15 protein-coding genes are annotated in these 16,743 nt (G+C 65.7%); 9 read left to right on the top strand and 6 right to left on the bottom strand.

What is annotated here, in order from left to right:
• Positions 1–107 precede the first annotated feature (107 nt).
• The 9 genes from WJU21_RS14810 to WJU21_RS14770 all read left to right on the top strand — a co-directional run bounded on the left by WJU21_RS14810 (position 108) and on the right by WJU21_RS14770 (position 9,583).
• Complete coding sequence (locus WJU21_RS14810; protein ID WP_346324226.1) at positions 108–770, top strand: SOS response-associated peptidase; 663 nt, start codon at positions 108–110, stop codon at positions 768–770.
• Positions 767–1,690 (top strand): endonuclease/exonuclease/phosphatase family protein, encoded by a 924-nt coding sequence (locus tag WJU21_RS14805; protein ID WP_346324225.1) that lies wholly within the window; start codon positions 767–769, stop codon positions 1,688–1,690. Before WJU21_RS14810 ends, WJU21_RS14805 begins: the two co-directional genes overlap by 4 nt.
• A gap of 72 nt (positions 1,691–1,762) precedes the next feature.
• The gene (locus tag WJU21_RS14800) at positions 1,763–2,950 is read left to right on the top strand and encodes a CoA transferase (protein ID WP_346324224.1); all 1,188 of its coding nucleotides are present in this window, start codon (positions 1,763–1,765) and stop codon (positions 2,948–2,950) included.
• 22 nt (positions 2,951–2,972) lie between these two features.
• Positions 2,973–3,755: an enoyl-CoA hydratase gene (locus WJU21_RS14795; RefSeq protein ID WP_346324223.1), complete on the top strand. Its 783-nt coding sequence runs from the start codon at positions 2,973–2,975 to the stop codon at positions 3,753–3,755.
• The gene (locus WJU21_RS14790) at positions 3,745–4,521 is read left to right on the top strand and encodes an SDR family NAD(P)-dependent oxidoreductase (protein ID WP_346324222.1); all 777 of its coding nucleotides are present in this window, start codon (positions 3,745–3,747) and stop codon (positions 4,519–4,521) included. Before WJU21_RS14795 ends, WJU21_RS14790 begins: the two co-directional genes overlap by 11 nt.
• A 108-nt stretch (positions 4,522–4,629) precedes the next feature.
• Positions 4,630–6,261, top strand: a complete 1,632-nt coding sequence (locus tag WJU21_RS14785; RefSeq protein ID WP_346324221.1) for an FAD-dependent oxidoreductase — start codon at positions 4,630–4,632, stop codon at positions 6,259–6,261.
• 20 nt (positions 6,262–6,281) lie between these two features.
• Entirely contained in the window at positions 6,282–7,892 is a 1,611-nt protein-coding gene (locus WJU21_RS14780) for a GMC family oxidoreductase N-terminal domain-containing protein (protein ID WP_346324220.1), read from the top strand.
• Between the two features lie 119 nt (positions 7,893–8,011).
• Positions 8,012–8,596, top strand: coding sequence for a hypothetical protein (locus WJU21_RS14775; RefSeq protein ID WP_346324219.1), 585 nt, complete (start codon positions 8,012–8,014; stop codon positions 8,594–8,596).
• A gap of 180 nt (positions 8,597–8,776) precedes the next feature.
• A complete protein-coding gene (locus tag WJU21_RS14770) occupies positions 8,777–9,583 on the top strand; it encodes a TIGR03084 family metal-binding protein (protein ID WP_346324218.1) in 807 nt (268 codons plus the stop codon).
• A 6-nt stretch (positions 9,584–9,589) separates the two neighbouring features.
• On the opposite strand, the gene WJU21_RS14765 is transcribed toward WJU21_RS14770, so the two are convergent.
• From WJU21_RS14765 to hyfB, 6 genes are read right to left on the bottom strand one after another with little or no spacing between them, the layout of a single operon-like run.
• On the bottom strand, positions 9,590–10,099 hold the full coding sequence (locus tag WJU21_RS14765; RefSeq protein ID WP_346324217.1) for an NADH-quinone oxidoreductase subunit B family protein: 510 nt from the start codon (positions 10,097–10,099) through the stop codon (positions 9,590–9,592).
• 9 nt (positions 10,100–10,108) lie between these two features.
• The gene (locus WJU21_RS14760; protein ID WP_346324216.1) at positions 10,109–11,617 is read right to left on the bottom strand and encodes a nickel-dependent hydrogenase large subunit; all 1,509 of its coding nucleotides are present in this window, start codon (positions 11,615–11,617) and stop codon (positions 10,109–10,111) included.
• Between the two features lie 14 nt (positions 11,618–11,631).
• A complete protein-coding gene (locus WJU21_RS14755) occupies positions 11,632–13,080 on the bottom strand; it encodes a hydrogenase 4 subunit F (protein WP_346324215.1) in 1,449 nt (482 codons plus the stop codon).
• Positions 13,077–13,739 carry a hydrogenase-4 component E gene (locus WJU21_RS14750; protein ID WP_346324214.1) on the bottom strand — a complete coding sequence of 221 codons (663 nt, stop codon included), beginning with the start codon at positions 13,737–13,739 and terminating at the stop codon, positions 13,077–13,079. Before WJU21_RS14750 ends, WJU21_RS14755 begins: the two co-directional genes overlap by 4 nt.
• The gene (locus WJU21_RS14745) at positions 13,740–14,693 is read right to left on the bottom strand and encodes an NADH-quinone oxidoreductase subunit H (RefSeq protein ID WP_346324213.1); all 954 of its coding nucleotides are present in this window, start codon (positions 14,691–14,693) and stop codon (positions 13,740–13,742) included.
• Positions 14,687–16,693, bottom strand: coding sequence for a hydrogenase 4 subunit B (gene hyfB / locus WJU21_RS14740; RefSeq protein ID WP_346324212.1), 2,007 nt, complete (start codon positions 16,691–16,693; stop codon positions 14,687–14,689). The genes WJU21_RS14745 and hyfB overlap by 7 nt, the downstream gene beginning before the upstream one ends.
• Positions 16,694–16,743: the final 50 nt, after the last annotated feature.

Genomic DNA, 16,743 nt, shown 5'->3' with positions numbered 1-16,743 from the left:
AGGTCGGAAACCCGTCGGTACGAAACCGTTCCCTGGCGCACCGAATCTCTTGACGTGGCCACGGGGAAACGGGAAACGCTGGTGGCGATCATGATCGGAACACCAGCATGTGCGGACGGTTCACCAACGCGCTCACATGGGAGCAGATTTATCAGCTGTACCAGTTGACGCTGGATACGCCGATGAACCTGCGGCCGCGCTACAATATCGCGCCGACACAGGACGTGCTGACCATCTACGCGGGCGACGACGGGCGCCGTACGGCCACCATGCGATGGGGCCTGGTTCCCTTCTGGGCCAAGGAAATTCCGAAAGCCTCGACTTTCAATGCCCGCGCCGAGGGTATCGCCGACAAGCCCATGTGGCGCGATCCGTTCAGGAAGCGGCGCTGCATCGTGGTCGCCGACGGCTTCTATGAATGGACCGGCAAGGTCACCGATCGCCAGCCCAACTACTTCACCCGCGCCGACGGCCAGCCCCTCAGCTTCGCCGGCCTGTGGGACCGGAACACGGTGTTGGACACCGTGTCGTGCACCATCGTCATCACCGAGGCCAACAAGCAGATGCGCGCCTTTCACGACCGCATGCCGGTGGTGCTCGAAGAAGGCGACATCGGCCGATGGCTCGCCGAGCCCGATGCGAGCCTGCTGAAACCGTCGAAGGCCGAGCTGCACATCCACCCGGTGTCGAAAGCGGTGAACAACGTCAGGAATGACGGCCCCGATCTGACCGAGCCCATGGGACAGGATTTGCTGCCGGGACTGATATGAGGGTGCTCCGCCGCGTAACGTTCACCATCCTGCTCGTGCTGTTGGCGTGCAGCGGGATCGGCCTGCTGGGCGGGTTGAACTGGTTCCTCGACCTTTTCAACAGTTTCCGCCCGCAAGCGGTATGTGTGGCCGCTCTGCTGATGATCTATGCCGTGTACTTCCGCTGGCGCTCCTGCATAGCCGTTGGCCTGGTCGTCATCGTTCTGAACGGCAGCCTGATGGCCGCGCGCATGATCGCGTTTGGTGGCGCCGAGGAAGCGGATCAAGCGGCAAAGCCGGTAAAGCTGATCTCCGCCAATGTGCTCGCAAGCAACAGTCAGTGGTCGAGCGTGATGAATCTCGTCGCGCGCGAACGGCCGGATATCATTGTTGTCGTGGAAGTGACCCACGAGTGGGCAGACGCGTTGAAGCTACTACCCAAAGAGTACTCGCACAGTCTGGTCGAGGCCCGTTTCGGCGTATTCGGTATGGCGGCCTATTCCCGCCTGCCCTTTACCGGTCACGTCCTCCGTGTGGGCGCGCGGAAGCTGCCGCTGTTCTATATGGATTTCGGCTCATTCGTGGTGATGGCGGCGCATCCACCCCCGCCCGTGACCACCGAACTCGCCACCGAGCACCGCCTGTACATCGAGGAGATCGCCGATCGGGCCAGGCAAGTGGCCAAGCCGGTGATCGTGGCCGGCGACTTCAACGGCACCCTGTGGAACAACAGTATGCGCCCGCTGCCCAAGGCTGGTCTGCGCTCGAGCCATCCGTCGGGTCTGGCCTTTACCTGGCCAAGAGGCTTCGTGCCGTTCGCCATGCAGATCGATCATGTCCTCGTGCGCGACGCGGCGGTGAGCGACTTTCGAGTTCTGATGGATATCGGCTCCGATCATCGTCCGATCACGACATCGTTCGCGCCGTTAACCGGTCGCTGAAGTCGCGCAGGTTTGGGCGCTTGACCAACCACGGCCGGTCCACCAAACTCCGCCGCGTGGAGAAAGTTACGCATGAATAAAATCCGCGCTTCGGCCGCCCTGTCGCGGTTCACGGTGATCGACCTGACGCGGGCGCGTGCCGGGCCGACCTGCGTGCGCCAGCTGGCCGACTGGGGCGCCGACGTGATCAAGGTCGAGATGCCGCCTTCGGCCGGCGAGCCGCAGGATTTCGCCAACCGGGCGGACTCGGACTTCCAGAACCTGCACCGCAACAAGCGCAGCCTGACGCTGAACCTGAAGACCGCCGAGGGCGTCGCCGTGCTGAAGCGGCTGGTGGAGACCGCCGACATCCTGGTCGAGAACTACCGGCCCGACGTCAAGACACGGCTCGGCATCGACTATGAAGCCATGCGACAGGTGAACCCGCGCCTGGTCTATGCCAGCATCTCCGGCTTCGGACAGGACGGCCCCTACGCCGACCGGCCCGGCCTCGACCAGATCGCCCAGGGCATGGGCGGGCTCATGTCGATCACCGGCGAGCCGGGCCGCGGTCCGATGCGCGTCGGCATCGCCATCGCCGACGTGGCCTCGGGCATCCTGGCCGCCTCGGGCGTGCTGACCGCGTTGCTGGAGCGCGAAGTGTCGGGCGAAGGCCAGTGGGTCGCCACGTCGCTGCTGGAATCGCAGATCTTCATGCTGGATTTCCAGGCGGTGCGCTGGCTGATGAAGCAGGACGTGCCCGGCCAGGTCGGCAACGACCATCCGACCGCCGTGCCCATGGGCTGCTTCCGCACCGCGGACGGCCACGTCAACATCGCGCCCATGCCCGGCGCCTGGGGAAAATTCTGCAAGGTGCTGGGCCTCGACCACCTGGCTGAGGATGAAAACTTCAGTTCGCCCGGCCGCCGGGTGCGCAATCGCGACACGGTCAACCAGCTGGTCGGGGCGGTCACCGCCACGAAATCCAGCGCCGAGTGGATCGACCTGCTGAACAGGGCGGGGATTCCGTGCGGCCCGATCTATGCCATCGACGAGACCTTCGACGATCCGCAGGTGCGCCACCTGGGCATCGCCCAAACGGTGGAGTCGCCCACGCTGGGCGCGCAGACGCTGGTCGGCCAGGCGTTCCATCTGAGCCGCACCGACAGCAGCCTCGCCAGCGCCACGCCGGAGCTGGGCGAGCACACCGACGACATCCTGGCCGGTATCGGCTACTCGGCCGCCGAGATCGCCGGCCTGCACGAGCGCAACATCATATGAGGCACCCCATCATGAGGTTCCAATGACCGAGCATGTCCTGACCCGCCGCGACGGCGCCGTGCGCTGGCTGATCTTCAACAAGCCGGAGAAGCACAACGCCCTGTCGCTGGAGATGAACGAGGCGGCCCTGAAGATCATCGAGGCGTTCGCCGCCGCGCCCGACGAGCGGGTGCTGGTGGTGGCCGGCGCCGGCGGCAAGGCGTTCGTCTCGGGCGCCGACATCTCGGAGTTCGAGGACCGGCGCTCCAATGCCGAAAAGGCCGACGAATATGGCCGGCTGACCCAGCGCATGTTCTTCGCCCTGCGCGATGTGGAAAAGCCGACCATCGCCATGATCCAGGGTTATTGCCTGGGCGGCGGCGTGGCGCTCGCCACCTGCTGCGACATCCGCATCGGCGCCGAGGCCTCGGTCTACGGCATTCCGGCGGCGCGGCTGGGCATCGGCTACAGCGCCGATTTCATCAAGCTGCTGGCCGATCTGGTGGGCCCGTCCTGTGCCAAGGAATTTCTCTACACCGCCCGCCGCTATTCTCCGGCCGAGGCGTACCATATGGGGCTGCTGAACCGGGTGGTGCCGACAGCGGGACTGGAAGACTATGTCGCCGAATATGCGGCCACCATGGCGGCCAACGCGCCCTTGACCCAGCGGGCCACCAAGATCGTCGTCTCCGAATTGCTGGCCGATCCGGACCGGGAGGGCGCGCGCGGCCGCAAGGCGGTGGCCGACTGCGCCAACAGCGAGGATTTCCGGGATGCGCGGCGCGCCTTCATGGAAAAGCGAAAGCCGGTGTTCCATGGCCGCTGAGATGGCAGCGCTGGAGAGCTTCCGCCTCGACGGACAGGTCGCCGTCGTCACCGGCGGCGGGCGCGGCATCGGCGAAGCCATGGCGCGGGCCCTGGCCGAGGCGGGCGCGGCCGTGGTCGTCGCGGCGCGCCGGGCGGCCGAGGTCGAGGCCGTCGCCGCCTCGATCAATGCAGGCGGCGGACGGGCGCTCGGCGTGGCCACCGACGTGACCGACCCCGACGCCGTTGACGCGCTCACCCAGGCGGCCGCCGACCATTTCGGCAGCCTGTCGATCTGGATCAACAATGCCGGCGGCTCGCGTTACTTCGGGCCGCTGGGCGGCATCTCGGCGAAGGACTGGAGCGACTGCGTGGCGCTCAACCTGACCGCCGTTGTCACCGGCACCAACGCGGCGGCGCGGCGGATGACCGGCGGCGGATCGATCATCAACATCTCCTCGCTGTCGGCGCAGGGCGCCTCGCCGGGCAGCGGCCATTACGGCGCCGCCAAGGCCGCGGTGAACAGCCTGACCAAAACCTATTCGCGCGAACTGGCGCCCCACATCCGGGTGAACGCCATCCAGCCGTCGACCATCCCGACCGAAGTCTACAAGGACGCGCTGGGCCTGTCGGACGCGGACCTGCCCGCATTGCTCGAGCGCAAGCAGGTGCCGCTGGGCAGGCTGGGCCGTCCCACGGACGTGGCCGGCGTGGCGGTGTTCCTGTCCTCGCCGGCGGCAAGCTGGATCACCGGCGAAGTGTGGACGGTCTCCGGCGGCCTCATGTAAACGCCTCTGAACGAGACCAGTCGGTGTTCCGGCAGGCCGAATTTCCCGATAGACCAGCCGGCAACCGTCATATAACGTGCGTCATAAATGATGGCACGGAGACGGGGAATGCAGGAATATGATGTGGTGGTGCTGGGCACCGGCGCGGCTGGCCTGACGGCGGCGATCACCGCGGCCGAGGGCGGCGCGACGGTCGGCGTGTTCGAGAAGGCCGACAAGGTCGGCGGCACGTCGGCATGGTCGGGCGGTCAGGTGTGGATTCCGAACAATCCGCACATGAAGGATCACGGCATCGATGACAGCCGCGACAAGGCCTACACCTACATCATGTCGCTGTCGCGAGACCTGATCGACGAGAAGCTGGCCGCCGCCTATGTGGATGCAGGGCCGGAGATGGTGAACTTCCTCGAATCCCGCACGCCGGTGCAGTTCTATTCGGTCAAGGACATGCCCGATTATCATCCGGAATTCCCCGGCGGCAGCCCCAAGGGCGGGCGCACGATCGAGTGCCCGATCTATGCCTATGACGAGCTGGGCGAGTGGGCATCCCGGGTGACGCCCTCGCCCTATTATCCCAACCCCCACATCACCATGAGCGAGACGCCGCTGGGCAAGTCGGTGCCGCAGCCGGCCTCCGCCGAGGAAATCGCCCGCCGCAAGATCCGCAACGAGCGCGGCTGCGGCCAGGCGCTGATCGGCCGCTTGCTGCGCGGATGCCTGGATCGCGGGATCGAGCCCAGGACCGATCATGCGGCCAAGGAACTGATCCTGGAGCATGGCGCCATCACCGGCGTGGTGTTCGACACGCCGGGTGGCGAAGTCCGCGTCCGGGCGCGCAAGGGCGTGATCCTGGCGACCGGCGGCTTCGAGTGGAACGACGACCTGAAGCGCGCCTTCCTGCGCGGCCCGCTCACCCACCAGGTCTCGATCAGGACCAACACCGGTGACGGCCTGAAGATGGCGATGAAGGCCGGCGCCATGCTGGGCAACATGCGCGAGGCGTGGTGGACGCCGGTCGCGTCCGTCCCGGTGGAGGAGAACTCCATGGAGCGGATGATGATCATGGGCCAGCGCACCATGCCGGGCGCGATCATGGTCAACCGCAAGGCCCGCCGCTTCACCAACGAGGCCGCCAACTACAACGCCTTCGGCAATGCCTTCCATGTCGAGGACGTGGCCAGGTTCGAATACGAGAACATCCCGAGCTGGCTGATCTTCGACCAGCATTACCTGGAAAACTACGGCTTCGGCATGCTGTCCGCCGGACCCGGCGAAGCGCCCGACTGGGTGATGCGCGCGCCGACCCTGCAGGCGCTTGCGGACAAGCTGGGCATATCCGGCGACGCACTGGAAAAGACCGTCGAACGCTGGAACGCCAACTGCGCCGCCGGCTCCGACCCGGATTACGGGCGTGGCGAGAGTGCCTTCGACTGCTGGTGGGGCGACCCCTACAAGAAGGGCACCAAGGAGGCGACCCTGGGCCCGCTGGTCAAGGGCCCCTATTACGCCGTCGAGGTGCGCTCTGGCGCGCTCGGCACCAAGGGCGGTCCGAAGACCGACGTCCACGGCAACGTGGTCGATATCGACGGCAACGCCATCCCGGGCCTGTACGCCGCCGGCAACGTCATGGCCTCGCCGTTCGGCATGACCTATGGCGGCCCCGGCGGAACGCTTGGGCCCGGCATGGTGTTCGGCTATCTTTCCGGCAAGCACGCGGCGGAGCGTCTCACCAACCGCTAGGCGTCAACGGGAAACATCGCATGGACGCGTTCGACTACATCATCGTCGGCGCCGGCTCAGCCGGCTGCGTCCTCGCCAACCGGCTGTCGCAGAACCCGGCGCACAAGGTGCTGCTGCTGGAGGCGGGCGGCGAGGACACCAGCCCGCTGATCGGCATGCCCAAGGGCATCGGCAAGCTGGTGAAGGACCCGGCTCACGCCTGGCATTTCAAGGTCGACCAGGAGCGCGTTCCCGGCGTGCCGTCACGCGAAATCTGGGTGCGCGGCAAGGTGCTGGGCGGATCGAGCTCGATCAACGGCATGATCTATTCGCGCGGCCATCCCAACGACTACGAGGACTGGGAGGCGCTGGGCGGATCTGGCTGGGGCTGGTCGGACATGAAGTCGGCGTTCAAGGCGATCGAGGACCACGATCTGGGCGCCACCGACTATCGCGGCGCGGGCGGCCCGCTGCATGTGAGCGCCGGCAAGTTCCGCTATGCCGCGACCACGGCCATGCTCGAGGCCGGCAAGGAGATGGGCCTGCCGGAGCGCGACGAGCTCAACCATCCGGACCTGGAAGGCGTCGGCTATTATGCCCACACCATCCGCAACGGGCGGCGCGTCAGTTCGGCGCGGGCGTTCCTCGACCCGGCCCGCAAACGGCCGAACCTGCGGATCGAGACCGGCGTGATGGTCGACCGCATCCTGTTCGAGGACAAGCGCGCCATCGGCGTCGCCGCGCGCCAGGACGGCCGGCCGGTGGAGTTCCGCGCGGCGGGCGAGATCATCGTCTCGGCCGGCACCATCATGTCGCCGGTGATCCTGCAGCGCTCTGGCATCGGTCCCGCCGCCGACCTCAAGGCCGTGGGCATCGACGTGGTCGCCGACAGCCCGGACTGCGGCCGGCGCATGCGCGAGCATGTGGGCTACGGCATGCCGCACCGGCTCAAGGGCATCAAAGGCCTCAACCACCGCTACCAGGGCATCGGCCTCGCCCTCAGCCTGCTGCAGTACTACGCCTTCCACAACGGGCCGATGGCGACCGGCCCCTATGAGATCGGTGCTTTCGCCCGCAGCACGCCGGAGCGGGACCGGCCCGACATGCAGCTGTTCATGGGCGCGTTCACCTTCGCCCGCACCGCCGACAATTTCCCGGTTCCGCTCGCCCATCCCGACAAGGTGCCGGGCTTCAACATCTACGGCCAGCTGGTGCAGGCGACCAGCGAGGGCAGCATCTCGGTGACGTCCGCCGATCCGGACGCGCCGCCCAGCATCGAGCCCAACTGGCTGAGCACAGCCTACGACCAGGAAACCGTCGTGCGCATGGTCCGCTACATGCGCGACTACGTTCGCCGGCCCGCGCTCCTGCCCTATGTGGGCGAGGAAGTGATCCCCGGCGAAAAGGCCCAGTCCGACGAGGACATCCTGATGTCGGCCCGCCGCATGTCGACCAGCGGCCTGCACGCCACCGGCACCTGCCGCATGGGCCGCGACAATTCCGCCGTCGTCGATAATGAGCTCAGGGTGAAGGGCGTCGAGGGCCTGAGGGTCGCCGACTGCTCGGTCATGCCCGGCCTCGTCTCCGGCAACACCAACGGCCCGGCCATGGCGCTGGGCTGGCGGGCGTCGGGCATCATCCAAGGTAAGTGAGCCTGATGTCCGCTATGGGTGGACGCGGACACCGAGGGCTTTAAGTTCGCCAGCTTGAAGGCGTGCCTTCGAAATTCTGTAGCCTGAGTGAGATTACGTAGGTCGTCATGCAAAGAGACATGTTTGAAGAGCGTATTCTGCGACCGATGATGGCTTGGGCGCACTTGGGCATGGTAGATGATGGTGACGGCATGCGGCTGATTGGCCAAATAAAGCATCTGGGGCCGCTAGCTTATATGCACACGACTTTCCGACCAGTTTCGTCAAAGCAATGTGTCGAATATGGTCGTAACTACGACATATCGATCCCACGCCCAATAATGGAGTTTCTGGAAATTTCGAACGGTCTACGCATGTTTTCGAACGACATCAGCGTTAGTGGCGTCCGCCAGAGCTACGATCGGTCGGACAATGTTATGTTGCGCATGCCCTATGATCTTGCCGATCCAAATCGATTGGAGAGGCCGGCCGCTCTGCCGGAAAATCACTATATCTTTGCCTTCTATGCGTGGGACGGATCGCGAGGCGTGATGAGACCTGATGGCTCTGTCTATCGAGCAACGAGAGGGTTGGGGGACACTTCTCTTGGCTGCTGGGACACCTTCGATCACTGGCTTCTGTCTGAGTTCGAAAGGGTAAAGGCGTTCTTTGATTTAAATGGGCGCCCACTAGCCGATGATGCCGTGATCTACGGTTTTCAATGATTACGACCTGCGGTTACTTGCGGCCTAGCCGACGGACTCTGGATGTCCGCTACAGGTAGCGTACGTTCCAAATCGGGCAGATCTGATCCGTCACATGCGGGGGCGCCACAATATAACGACGGTGGCAAGACGCGCGCCGCCCGGCTATAGACCGGGCCGAGAGCAAACGGGGAAAACCGCATGGAACAGGCCGCCGATTTCCGCGACGAGAGCGACGCGATCCACCGCCTGCTGGAGCCGCTGGCCGACGCCGACTGGGACCGCGCCACCCAGTTCAAGGGCTGGACCATCAACGACGTCATCGCCCACCTGCACATGTGGAACTACGCCGCCTGCCTGACCCTGGTGGACGCCGACGCGTTCCTGAAGTTCCGCCGCGAGCTGGCCGACTACGTCAAGGCCGGCGGCACCCATTTGCAGTTCAACCATGCCTGGCTCGGCGGCATCAAAGGGCGCGCCCTGCTGGCGCGCTGGCGAGACCTCTACCGCGACACCGCCGACCAGTTCGCCGTCGGCGACCCGAAAGCCAGGGTGAAATGGGGCGGGCCGGACATGTCCGTCCGCTCGTGCATCACCGCGCGGCTGATGGAAACCTGGTCGCACGCGCAGGCGGTCTACGACGTGCTCGGCGTGGAGCGCATTGACCACGACCGCATCCGCAACGTGGCGGTGATCGGCATCAACACCTATGGCTGGACCTTCGTGAACCGCAAGCTCGAGGTGCCCGCCGAGCCGCCCTATGTCCGCCTGACCGCGCCGTCCGGCGCAGTCTGGGAGTGGCATGATCCCAGCGACACCAACCGCATCGAGGGCACGGCGATGGATTTCTGCCAGGTGGTGACCCAGGTCCGCAACGTGGCCGATACCGGCCTGCGCGCGACCGGCGACACGGCGACGCGCTGGATGGCCATGGCCCAGTGCTTCGCCGGCCCGCCCGAGGACCCGCCGCCGCCGGGCGCACGCCGCATCCAGCGACCGAACGGCTGAAACCGCTTATCGCTCCATCAGCGACAGCAGACCCTTGAGCAGCGCCGTCGGATTGGGCGGGCAGCCCGTTATGTGCAGGTCGACCGGGATCACCCGGGATACGCCGCCTTCCACCGCGTAGCTGCCACCAAACAGGCCGCCATCGGCCGCGCAGTCGCCGACCGCGACCACCCATTTCGGCGACGGGGTTGCATTGTAGGTTCGCTCCAGCGCCTCGCGCATGTTCCTGGTCACCGGACCCGTGACAAACAGGACGTCGGCGTGCCGCGGCGACGCGACGAACCGGAGGCCATAGCGTTCCAGGTCGTAGAATGCATTGTTCAGGGCATGAACTTCCAGTTCGCAGCCATTGCACGAGCCGGCGTCCACATGCCGGATGGACAGGCTTCGTCCGAGCCGGCGCCGGGCCGCGATATCGAGATGGTCGGCCAGCGCCGCGAGATCCGCCGCGTCGGGAACCGGCGGCGCCTCGGTCAGCGGGCGGCGGAATAATCCTTGGAGCAGCAGGCTGCGCATCATCGGTTCCTAGAGGTCGTGCCCCGCATAGGAGCAGTTGAACGATTTGTTGCAGAGGGGAAAGTCGGCGACGATGTTGCCTTCGATGACCGCCTCCAGCAGCGGCCACTGGAACCACGATGGATCGCGCATGCGGCATCGCTCGATCTTCCCCGATTCACCGAGGCGCAGCGATACCAGGACGTCGCCGCGAAATCCCTCGACCAGCGCCATGCCCTCGCCGCCACCGGCCGGCAGGCCGGTGCAGATGTCGCCCGCCGGCATCGCCGCCAGTATCTGGTCGATCAGCGCGAGGCTCTGCTCCACTTCCCGGATGCGGATCCAGACGCGGGCATTGACGTCGCCTTCAACCAGCAGCGGCACCTCGAACCGCAGCTGGCCGTACGGCGCGTATGGGATCATGCGCCTGGCGTCGAACAGCCGGCCGGACGCCCGGCCCACGAAGCCCCCCGCCGCGAAGCGTTGCGCCAGCGCGGGATCCAGCGTGCCGGCGCCCACGGTGCGATCCTGCAGCGAGGCCGTATTGTCGTAGATTTTCACCAGCGCCGGAAAACGCCGCCGGATCTCGGCCATCAATGCGTCAATCACGGCCACGCCCGGATCGTCCAGATCGACCGCCATGCCGCCCGGCACGATGCAATCCCGCATGAGCCGGTGGCCGAAACAGGTATCGGCGGCGCGCAGGACGCGCTCGCGCAACACCCCGCAATGGGCGTGCATGAAGGCGAATGCAGCGTCGTTGCAGATGGCGCCGATGTCGCCCAGATGGTTGGCCAGCCGCTCCATCTCGGCCATCAGCGCCCGCAGCCAGTGGGCACGGGCAGGAACGTCGACGTCCACCGCCACCTCGGCGGCGCGCGCGAAGGCCAGGGCATAGCAAACCGTGCTGTCGCCGGAAACCCGGCCGGCCAATCTGGCCGCCCGGCCGATATCCGCGCCGCGCATCAACCCTTCGATGCCCCGATGCACATAGCCAAGCCGTTCTTCCAGTCGCACCACCGTCTCGCCATTGGCGGTAAACCGGAAATGACCCGGCTCGATGATGCCCGCATGGACCGGTCCCACGGGAATCCGGTGCAGGCTTTCGCCTTCCGCGGCCAGGAACGCGTAACCGGCGCTTTCTCCGGCAGGCTCGGTCACCTCGCCAAGCGGATGGCGCACTCCCCAGACGCCGTGATCCATCCATGGCCGGGTATCCACCGCACCGTCGGCGATCAACCCGAACAGATCCTGGATGGTCCGCTCCAGCCGGATCGCGGGCGCGTGGACGCTGCCTACCGAGGGAAAGCGCCCCTTGGGACAATCCAGGCTGATCACGGCGACACTGGTTGTCCGTTCCTCGAACAGGGTCATGTGAACCGCGGCGGCCTCGGCGGAAAGATCGAGCAGGCTCCAATGCCCGTCGGCCAGGCCCTGCGCCGCCAGCTTCCAGAGACGGGCCGAGACCATGACGCGGGGCCAGGGTCGGTGGGCCGGGACCGGCACGCCCTGGGAAAGAATATCGCTCAACACCGCCACGGCCCGACTCCCCCCTAACCCAGCTGAAGCGCGACATGCTGGAACCACGCAACCAGCGGCGGCGGCAGATAGATGCCGGCAACGCAAACCAATGCGAGGTGACCGAACATGGGCACATAGGAGGCTTCCACCGGCGCCCTGCTGCCTGTCGGCTCGCCGAACGCAAAGCCCTGCACCCGCAGCAGCAGAGCCCCGAACGCAACCAGCAGCCCTAAAACCAGCAACAGGGCAAGCATCGGCTCGCGCGCGAAGGTCGACGTCACCAGCAGGAACTCGCTGAGAAAGATGCCCAGCGGCGGCATCCCCGCGATGGCGACGACGCCCAGCACCAGGCCCCATCCGAGCAGCGGATGGGTTTCCGTCAGCCCGCGGATTTCCGCGATCCGCTGTGTCCCCTTCACCTGGGAAATGTGTCCGACCGCGAAAAAGATCGCCGACTTGGTCAGGCTGTGCATGGTCATGTGGAGCAGCCCGGCGAAATTGGCGAGCGGGCCGCCCATGCCGAACGCAAACACGATGATGCCCATATGCTCGATGGACGAATAGGCGAACAGCCGCTTGATGTCGCGTCGCCGGTACAGCATGAAGCCCGCGAACAGCAGCGACGTCAGGCCCATGATCGCCATCAGCGGTCCCGGTGCGATCGCTGAATCATTGGCGGCAAGCAGCATCTTGAACCGCAGCACCGCATAGAGCGCCACGTTCAGCAGCAGGCCCGAAAGCACGGCCGAAATCGGCGTGGGGCCTTCGGAATGCGCATCGGGCAGCCAGGCGTGCAGCGGCGCAAGCCCAACCTTCGTGCCGTAGCCCAGCAACAGGAACACGAACGCCACGTTCAGCAGCGCCGGATCGAAGTCGGCGACCCGCTGGATCAGCACTGTCCACACCATGCCCTGCAGCCCCTCGCCCACCACCGGCTGGGCCGCGACGTAAACCAGGATGGTGCCGAACAGGGCGAAGGCGATGCCGACGCTGCCGAGGATGAAATACTTCCAGGCAGCCTCAAGCGCCTCATGGGTGCGGTAGATGCCGACCATCAGCACGGTTGTCAGGGTCGCCAGTTCGATCGCCACCCACATCAGGCCGAGATTGTTGGCGACCAGCGCCATGTTCATGCCGAACATCATCGCCTGATACATGGCGTGGTAGAATCGCAGATAGGCTGGCGTCAGCCGGCCAATCTCCAGTTCATGGGCGATGTAGCTGGCGCTGAACACACTGGTGGTGAAGGCGACAAAGCAGTTGAGCAGGATGAAGACGATATTCAGATCGTCGACCAGGAAATAGCTGCCCGTCTCCGGCTTATGGATCAGCATGGACAACGCGGCCAGCAGGGTCACGAACGAGGCCAGCACGTTGAGCCGGGCCGAAATCCTGTAATTCGGCAGCAATGCCAGCACCCCGGCAGACACTGCCGGCACCAGCAACACCAGGGCGACGGCGTCGATGTGGAGTCCGGTCATCGCTGCTCGCCCCGGACATTGTCCAGGGCCTCCAGGTCCACCGTGTCGAAACGCTCGCGGATGCGAAACAGGAAGATGCCGATCACGATGAACGCGATCAGTACCGAAAACGCCACGCTGATCTCGACCACAAGCGGCATGCCCCGGGCGCCCGTTGCGGCCAGGATCAGTCCGTTCTCCAACGACATGAAGCCGATCACCTGGCCGATGGCATTGCGCCGCGTCACCATGATGAGCAGCCCGAGCAGCAGCACGGACAGGGCAAAGGCAAGATCCTCGCGGGCCAGCGGGTCCACCATCGACGTGACCCGCAACATGACCACCAGCGACAACGCCACCAGAGCCATGCCGACCAGCATGGTCAGGCCGACCCCGACCACGTTTTCGATCTCGCGGTTCAGGCCGAGTCGATAGATGATCCGTCGCAGGGCTACGGGTATGGCAATGGCCTTGAAGGCCAGCGCGATCGCGGCGGTGACATAAAGGTGCGGCGCGTCCTGCGCATGGGCCTGCCAGCTTACCGACAGCGACAGCAGGATGGCATGCAGGGCATAGGTATTGACCAGTGCCAGCAGCCGGTCCTGATACAGCAGCATGAAGCTGACCAGCACCAGGCCGCCAGCCAGCAGATGAGCGATATCGAACGTTATCCCGTGCATTCAGATGCTCCGCGACACGAACAGCAGCAGGGTGCCGAGCAGCCCGAGCATCAGCGCGGCGCCGAGGAAGCCGGAGACCCGGAATACGCGCATCTTGGCGAAGGATGTCTCGAAGACTGCGAGGACGAAGCCGGCGACAACCAGCTTGGCCGCATAGGTTGCGCCGCCGAGAAGGTAGGCCGCAGCCCCCTCGCCTGACGATGCAAGCCCCCACGGCACGAACACGCAGGCAATCAGCGAAATGTAGAGCAGCAGCTTCAGCGACGACGCCAGTTCGATCACCGCCAGATGCCGGCCCGAATATTCCAGCACCATGGCCTCGTGAACCATGGTGAGTTCCAGGTGGGTGGCAGGATTGTCGATCGGAATGCGGGCGTTTTCCGCGATCGTCACCATCATCAGGGCGATCATCGCCAGGCCGAGCGAGACGCGCAGGCCCACATGGGTATTGAGGACGAAATCGGCGACGCTCGACAATTGGGTCGATCCCGCCACCAGTGCCAGAACGAACACGATCATGATCATGGCCGGTTCGGCGAGCATGGCGATCATGCTCTCGCGGCTGGCGCCGATGCCGCCGAACGCGGTGCCCACGTCCATGCCCGCGAGCGCCAGGAAGAAGCGGGCACTGCCCAGCAGCGCCACGATGGCGATCAGGTCCGCGGTCCAGGAGAACATCAGCCCCGTGGCGAAGGTGGGCACGAGCGATGCGGCCACCCAGGTCGCGGACAGGACGATATAGGGGATGACCCGGAACAGCCACGAGGCGTTCTCGGCCATCACCACCTCCTTGCGGCACAGCCGGAGCAGGTCGCGGTAAGGCTGGAAAATCGAGGGCCCGCGCCGAAGCTGGAGCCGGGCCTTCACCTTGCGGATGAAACCAGTCAACAGGGGAGCCAGCACCAGCACCAGCAGCATCTGGGCGCCCTGCACGATGAAATCGGCGATCACCATATGGCCAGAACCAGCAAAAGGATGACAAGGGACAGGAACACCAGGGTGAGGTATCGCCGGATGGTCAGGAATTGCAGTTGATTGAGACGGCCTGCGACCGCGCCCACGATCGCGGCGATGGGCAGGAAAAGCCACTCCCAGATCAGGTCGCGGGACTCCAGGGTGAAGCGCGCCGGCGTCATGTCGCCGGGCTGCGGCATGACGACGATTTCACGCGCATCGAACACCAGCGTCCCCATGACCCGCCTGATCGGCTGGGCGAAGCTGCCGGCGGTGTACTGGGCGGCGGGACTGGGATCGGGCCTGCCGCAATCCCAGGCCGGTGCGCGCCGCGTGGCGCGCGAGGCAAGCCGATGAATGGCGAACGCCGCCAGCCAGCCTGACACCAAGACGAAACAGAAGACCAGCAGGCCATTGTAGGATCCCTTGCCGGCCGCTACCGGAACAAGGGATAGCCAGGGCTCCTGCGACTGGCTCGGCATGCGGGCGCCGACCAACCCGCTGACAACCGGCGCCAGGCCATCGATGACGAATCCGGGCAGGATCCCGACCAGCAGGCACAGCAGCGCCAGCACCGCCATCGCCGCCAGCGACCAGCGGTCCACTTCATGCGCCTGCGCGGCCGCCTCGCTGCGCGGCCGGCCGAGAAACCCGATCCCGAAGGCGCGCACGAAGCAGGCGGCGGCGAGCGCCGCCGCGAGCGCCAGCAAGGCCGCAATGGCGGGCACCATGATCTTCAATCCCCATTGCGGCAATTGCGGGCTTTCAAGGACCGCCTGCAAGGTGAGCCACTCGGACACGAAGCCGTTCAGTGGCGGCAGCGCCGATATCGCCGCGCATCCCACCAGGAACAATCCGGCGGTTACCGGCATGCGGTGTATCAACCCGCCGAGACGATCAAGGTCGCGCTCGCCGGTCGCCGCCAGCACCGAGCCGGCGCCCATGAACAGCAGGCTTTTGAACAGGGTATGATTGAGCGCGTGGAACAGCGCGGCTGTGAATGCCAGCGCCGCTGCGGCGTGCAGGCCGTTCGACTGGAACGCAAGCGCGAGACCCAATCCGACGAAGATGAAGCCGATATTCTCGATGGTGCTGTAGGCCAGCACGCGCTTCAGGTCGCGTTCCATCAGGGCATAAAGCAGGCCGAGCGCCGTGGTGATGCCGCCTGCCGCAAGGACCAGCATGCCCCACCACCAGACCGGCTGCCCAAGCAGATCGAAGGTGATCCGCACAAAGGCATAGACGGCCACCTTGGTCATCACGCCACTCATCAGGGCCGAAACGTGGCTGGGCGCGGCGGGATGGGCGAGCGGCAGCCACACATGCAGCGGCACCAGGCCGGCCTTCGAGCCCGCGCCGACCAGGGCGAGCACCAGCACCAGCGAGGCGGACAGGAACTGGGCATGGCCGGCGCGCATGACGTCGAACGCATAGCCGCCGGCGGGACCCGCCAGCAGGCCGAAGGCGAGCAGCAGGGCCATGGTCCCGAAGCTGGCCATCAGGATGTAGACGTAGCCGGCGCGCGCATTGCCGGCGACCCGGTGCTGCGCCATCACCAACGCCCAGGACGTCAGCGACATGAATTCCCAGGAGACCAGAAACGTGAAGGCGTCGTCGGCGATGACGACGAGGTTCATGGCGCCAAGGAAGGCGGGATAGAACGGCAACGTCCGGTGCGGCGCGTGATCGTGGCGGCCATAGCCAAGACCATAGAGGCTGGCCGCGGCGCCGCCGAGATTGATCAGGCCCATGAACAGCGCCGACAGGCCATCGCTGCGGAAATGCGCCCCGATCCATGGCAGTCCGATCTGCAGCGTCACGTCGAGCGCTGGTCCCGCGCCCAAAAGTTGCATGATGGCCAAGGCAAGCAGCCCGAGGGTCAGAACCAGGCACGCGCCGTAAATGGTGACTCCAGCAGATTTCCAGTGCACCAGCGCCACTGCGGCGGGAGCCAGCGACAGCAACCCCGCGACACACCAGAGAATGATGTTGCCGGACACTCGTCTACCCCGCGGCCATACCGGACCGGCAACAAGCCCGATCCGCGGCG

The organism is Emcibacter sp. SYSU 3D8, assembly GCF_039655875.1.
Classification (GTDB): domain Bacteria; phylum Pseudomonadota; class Alphaproteobacteria; order SMXS01; family SMXS01; genus RI-34.
Note: the sequence above shows the minus strand (reverse complement) of the source record. Positions and strands in the feature narration are given on the sequence as shown.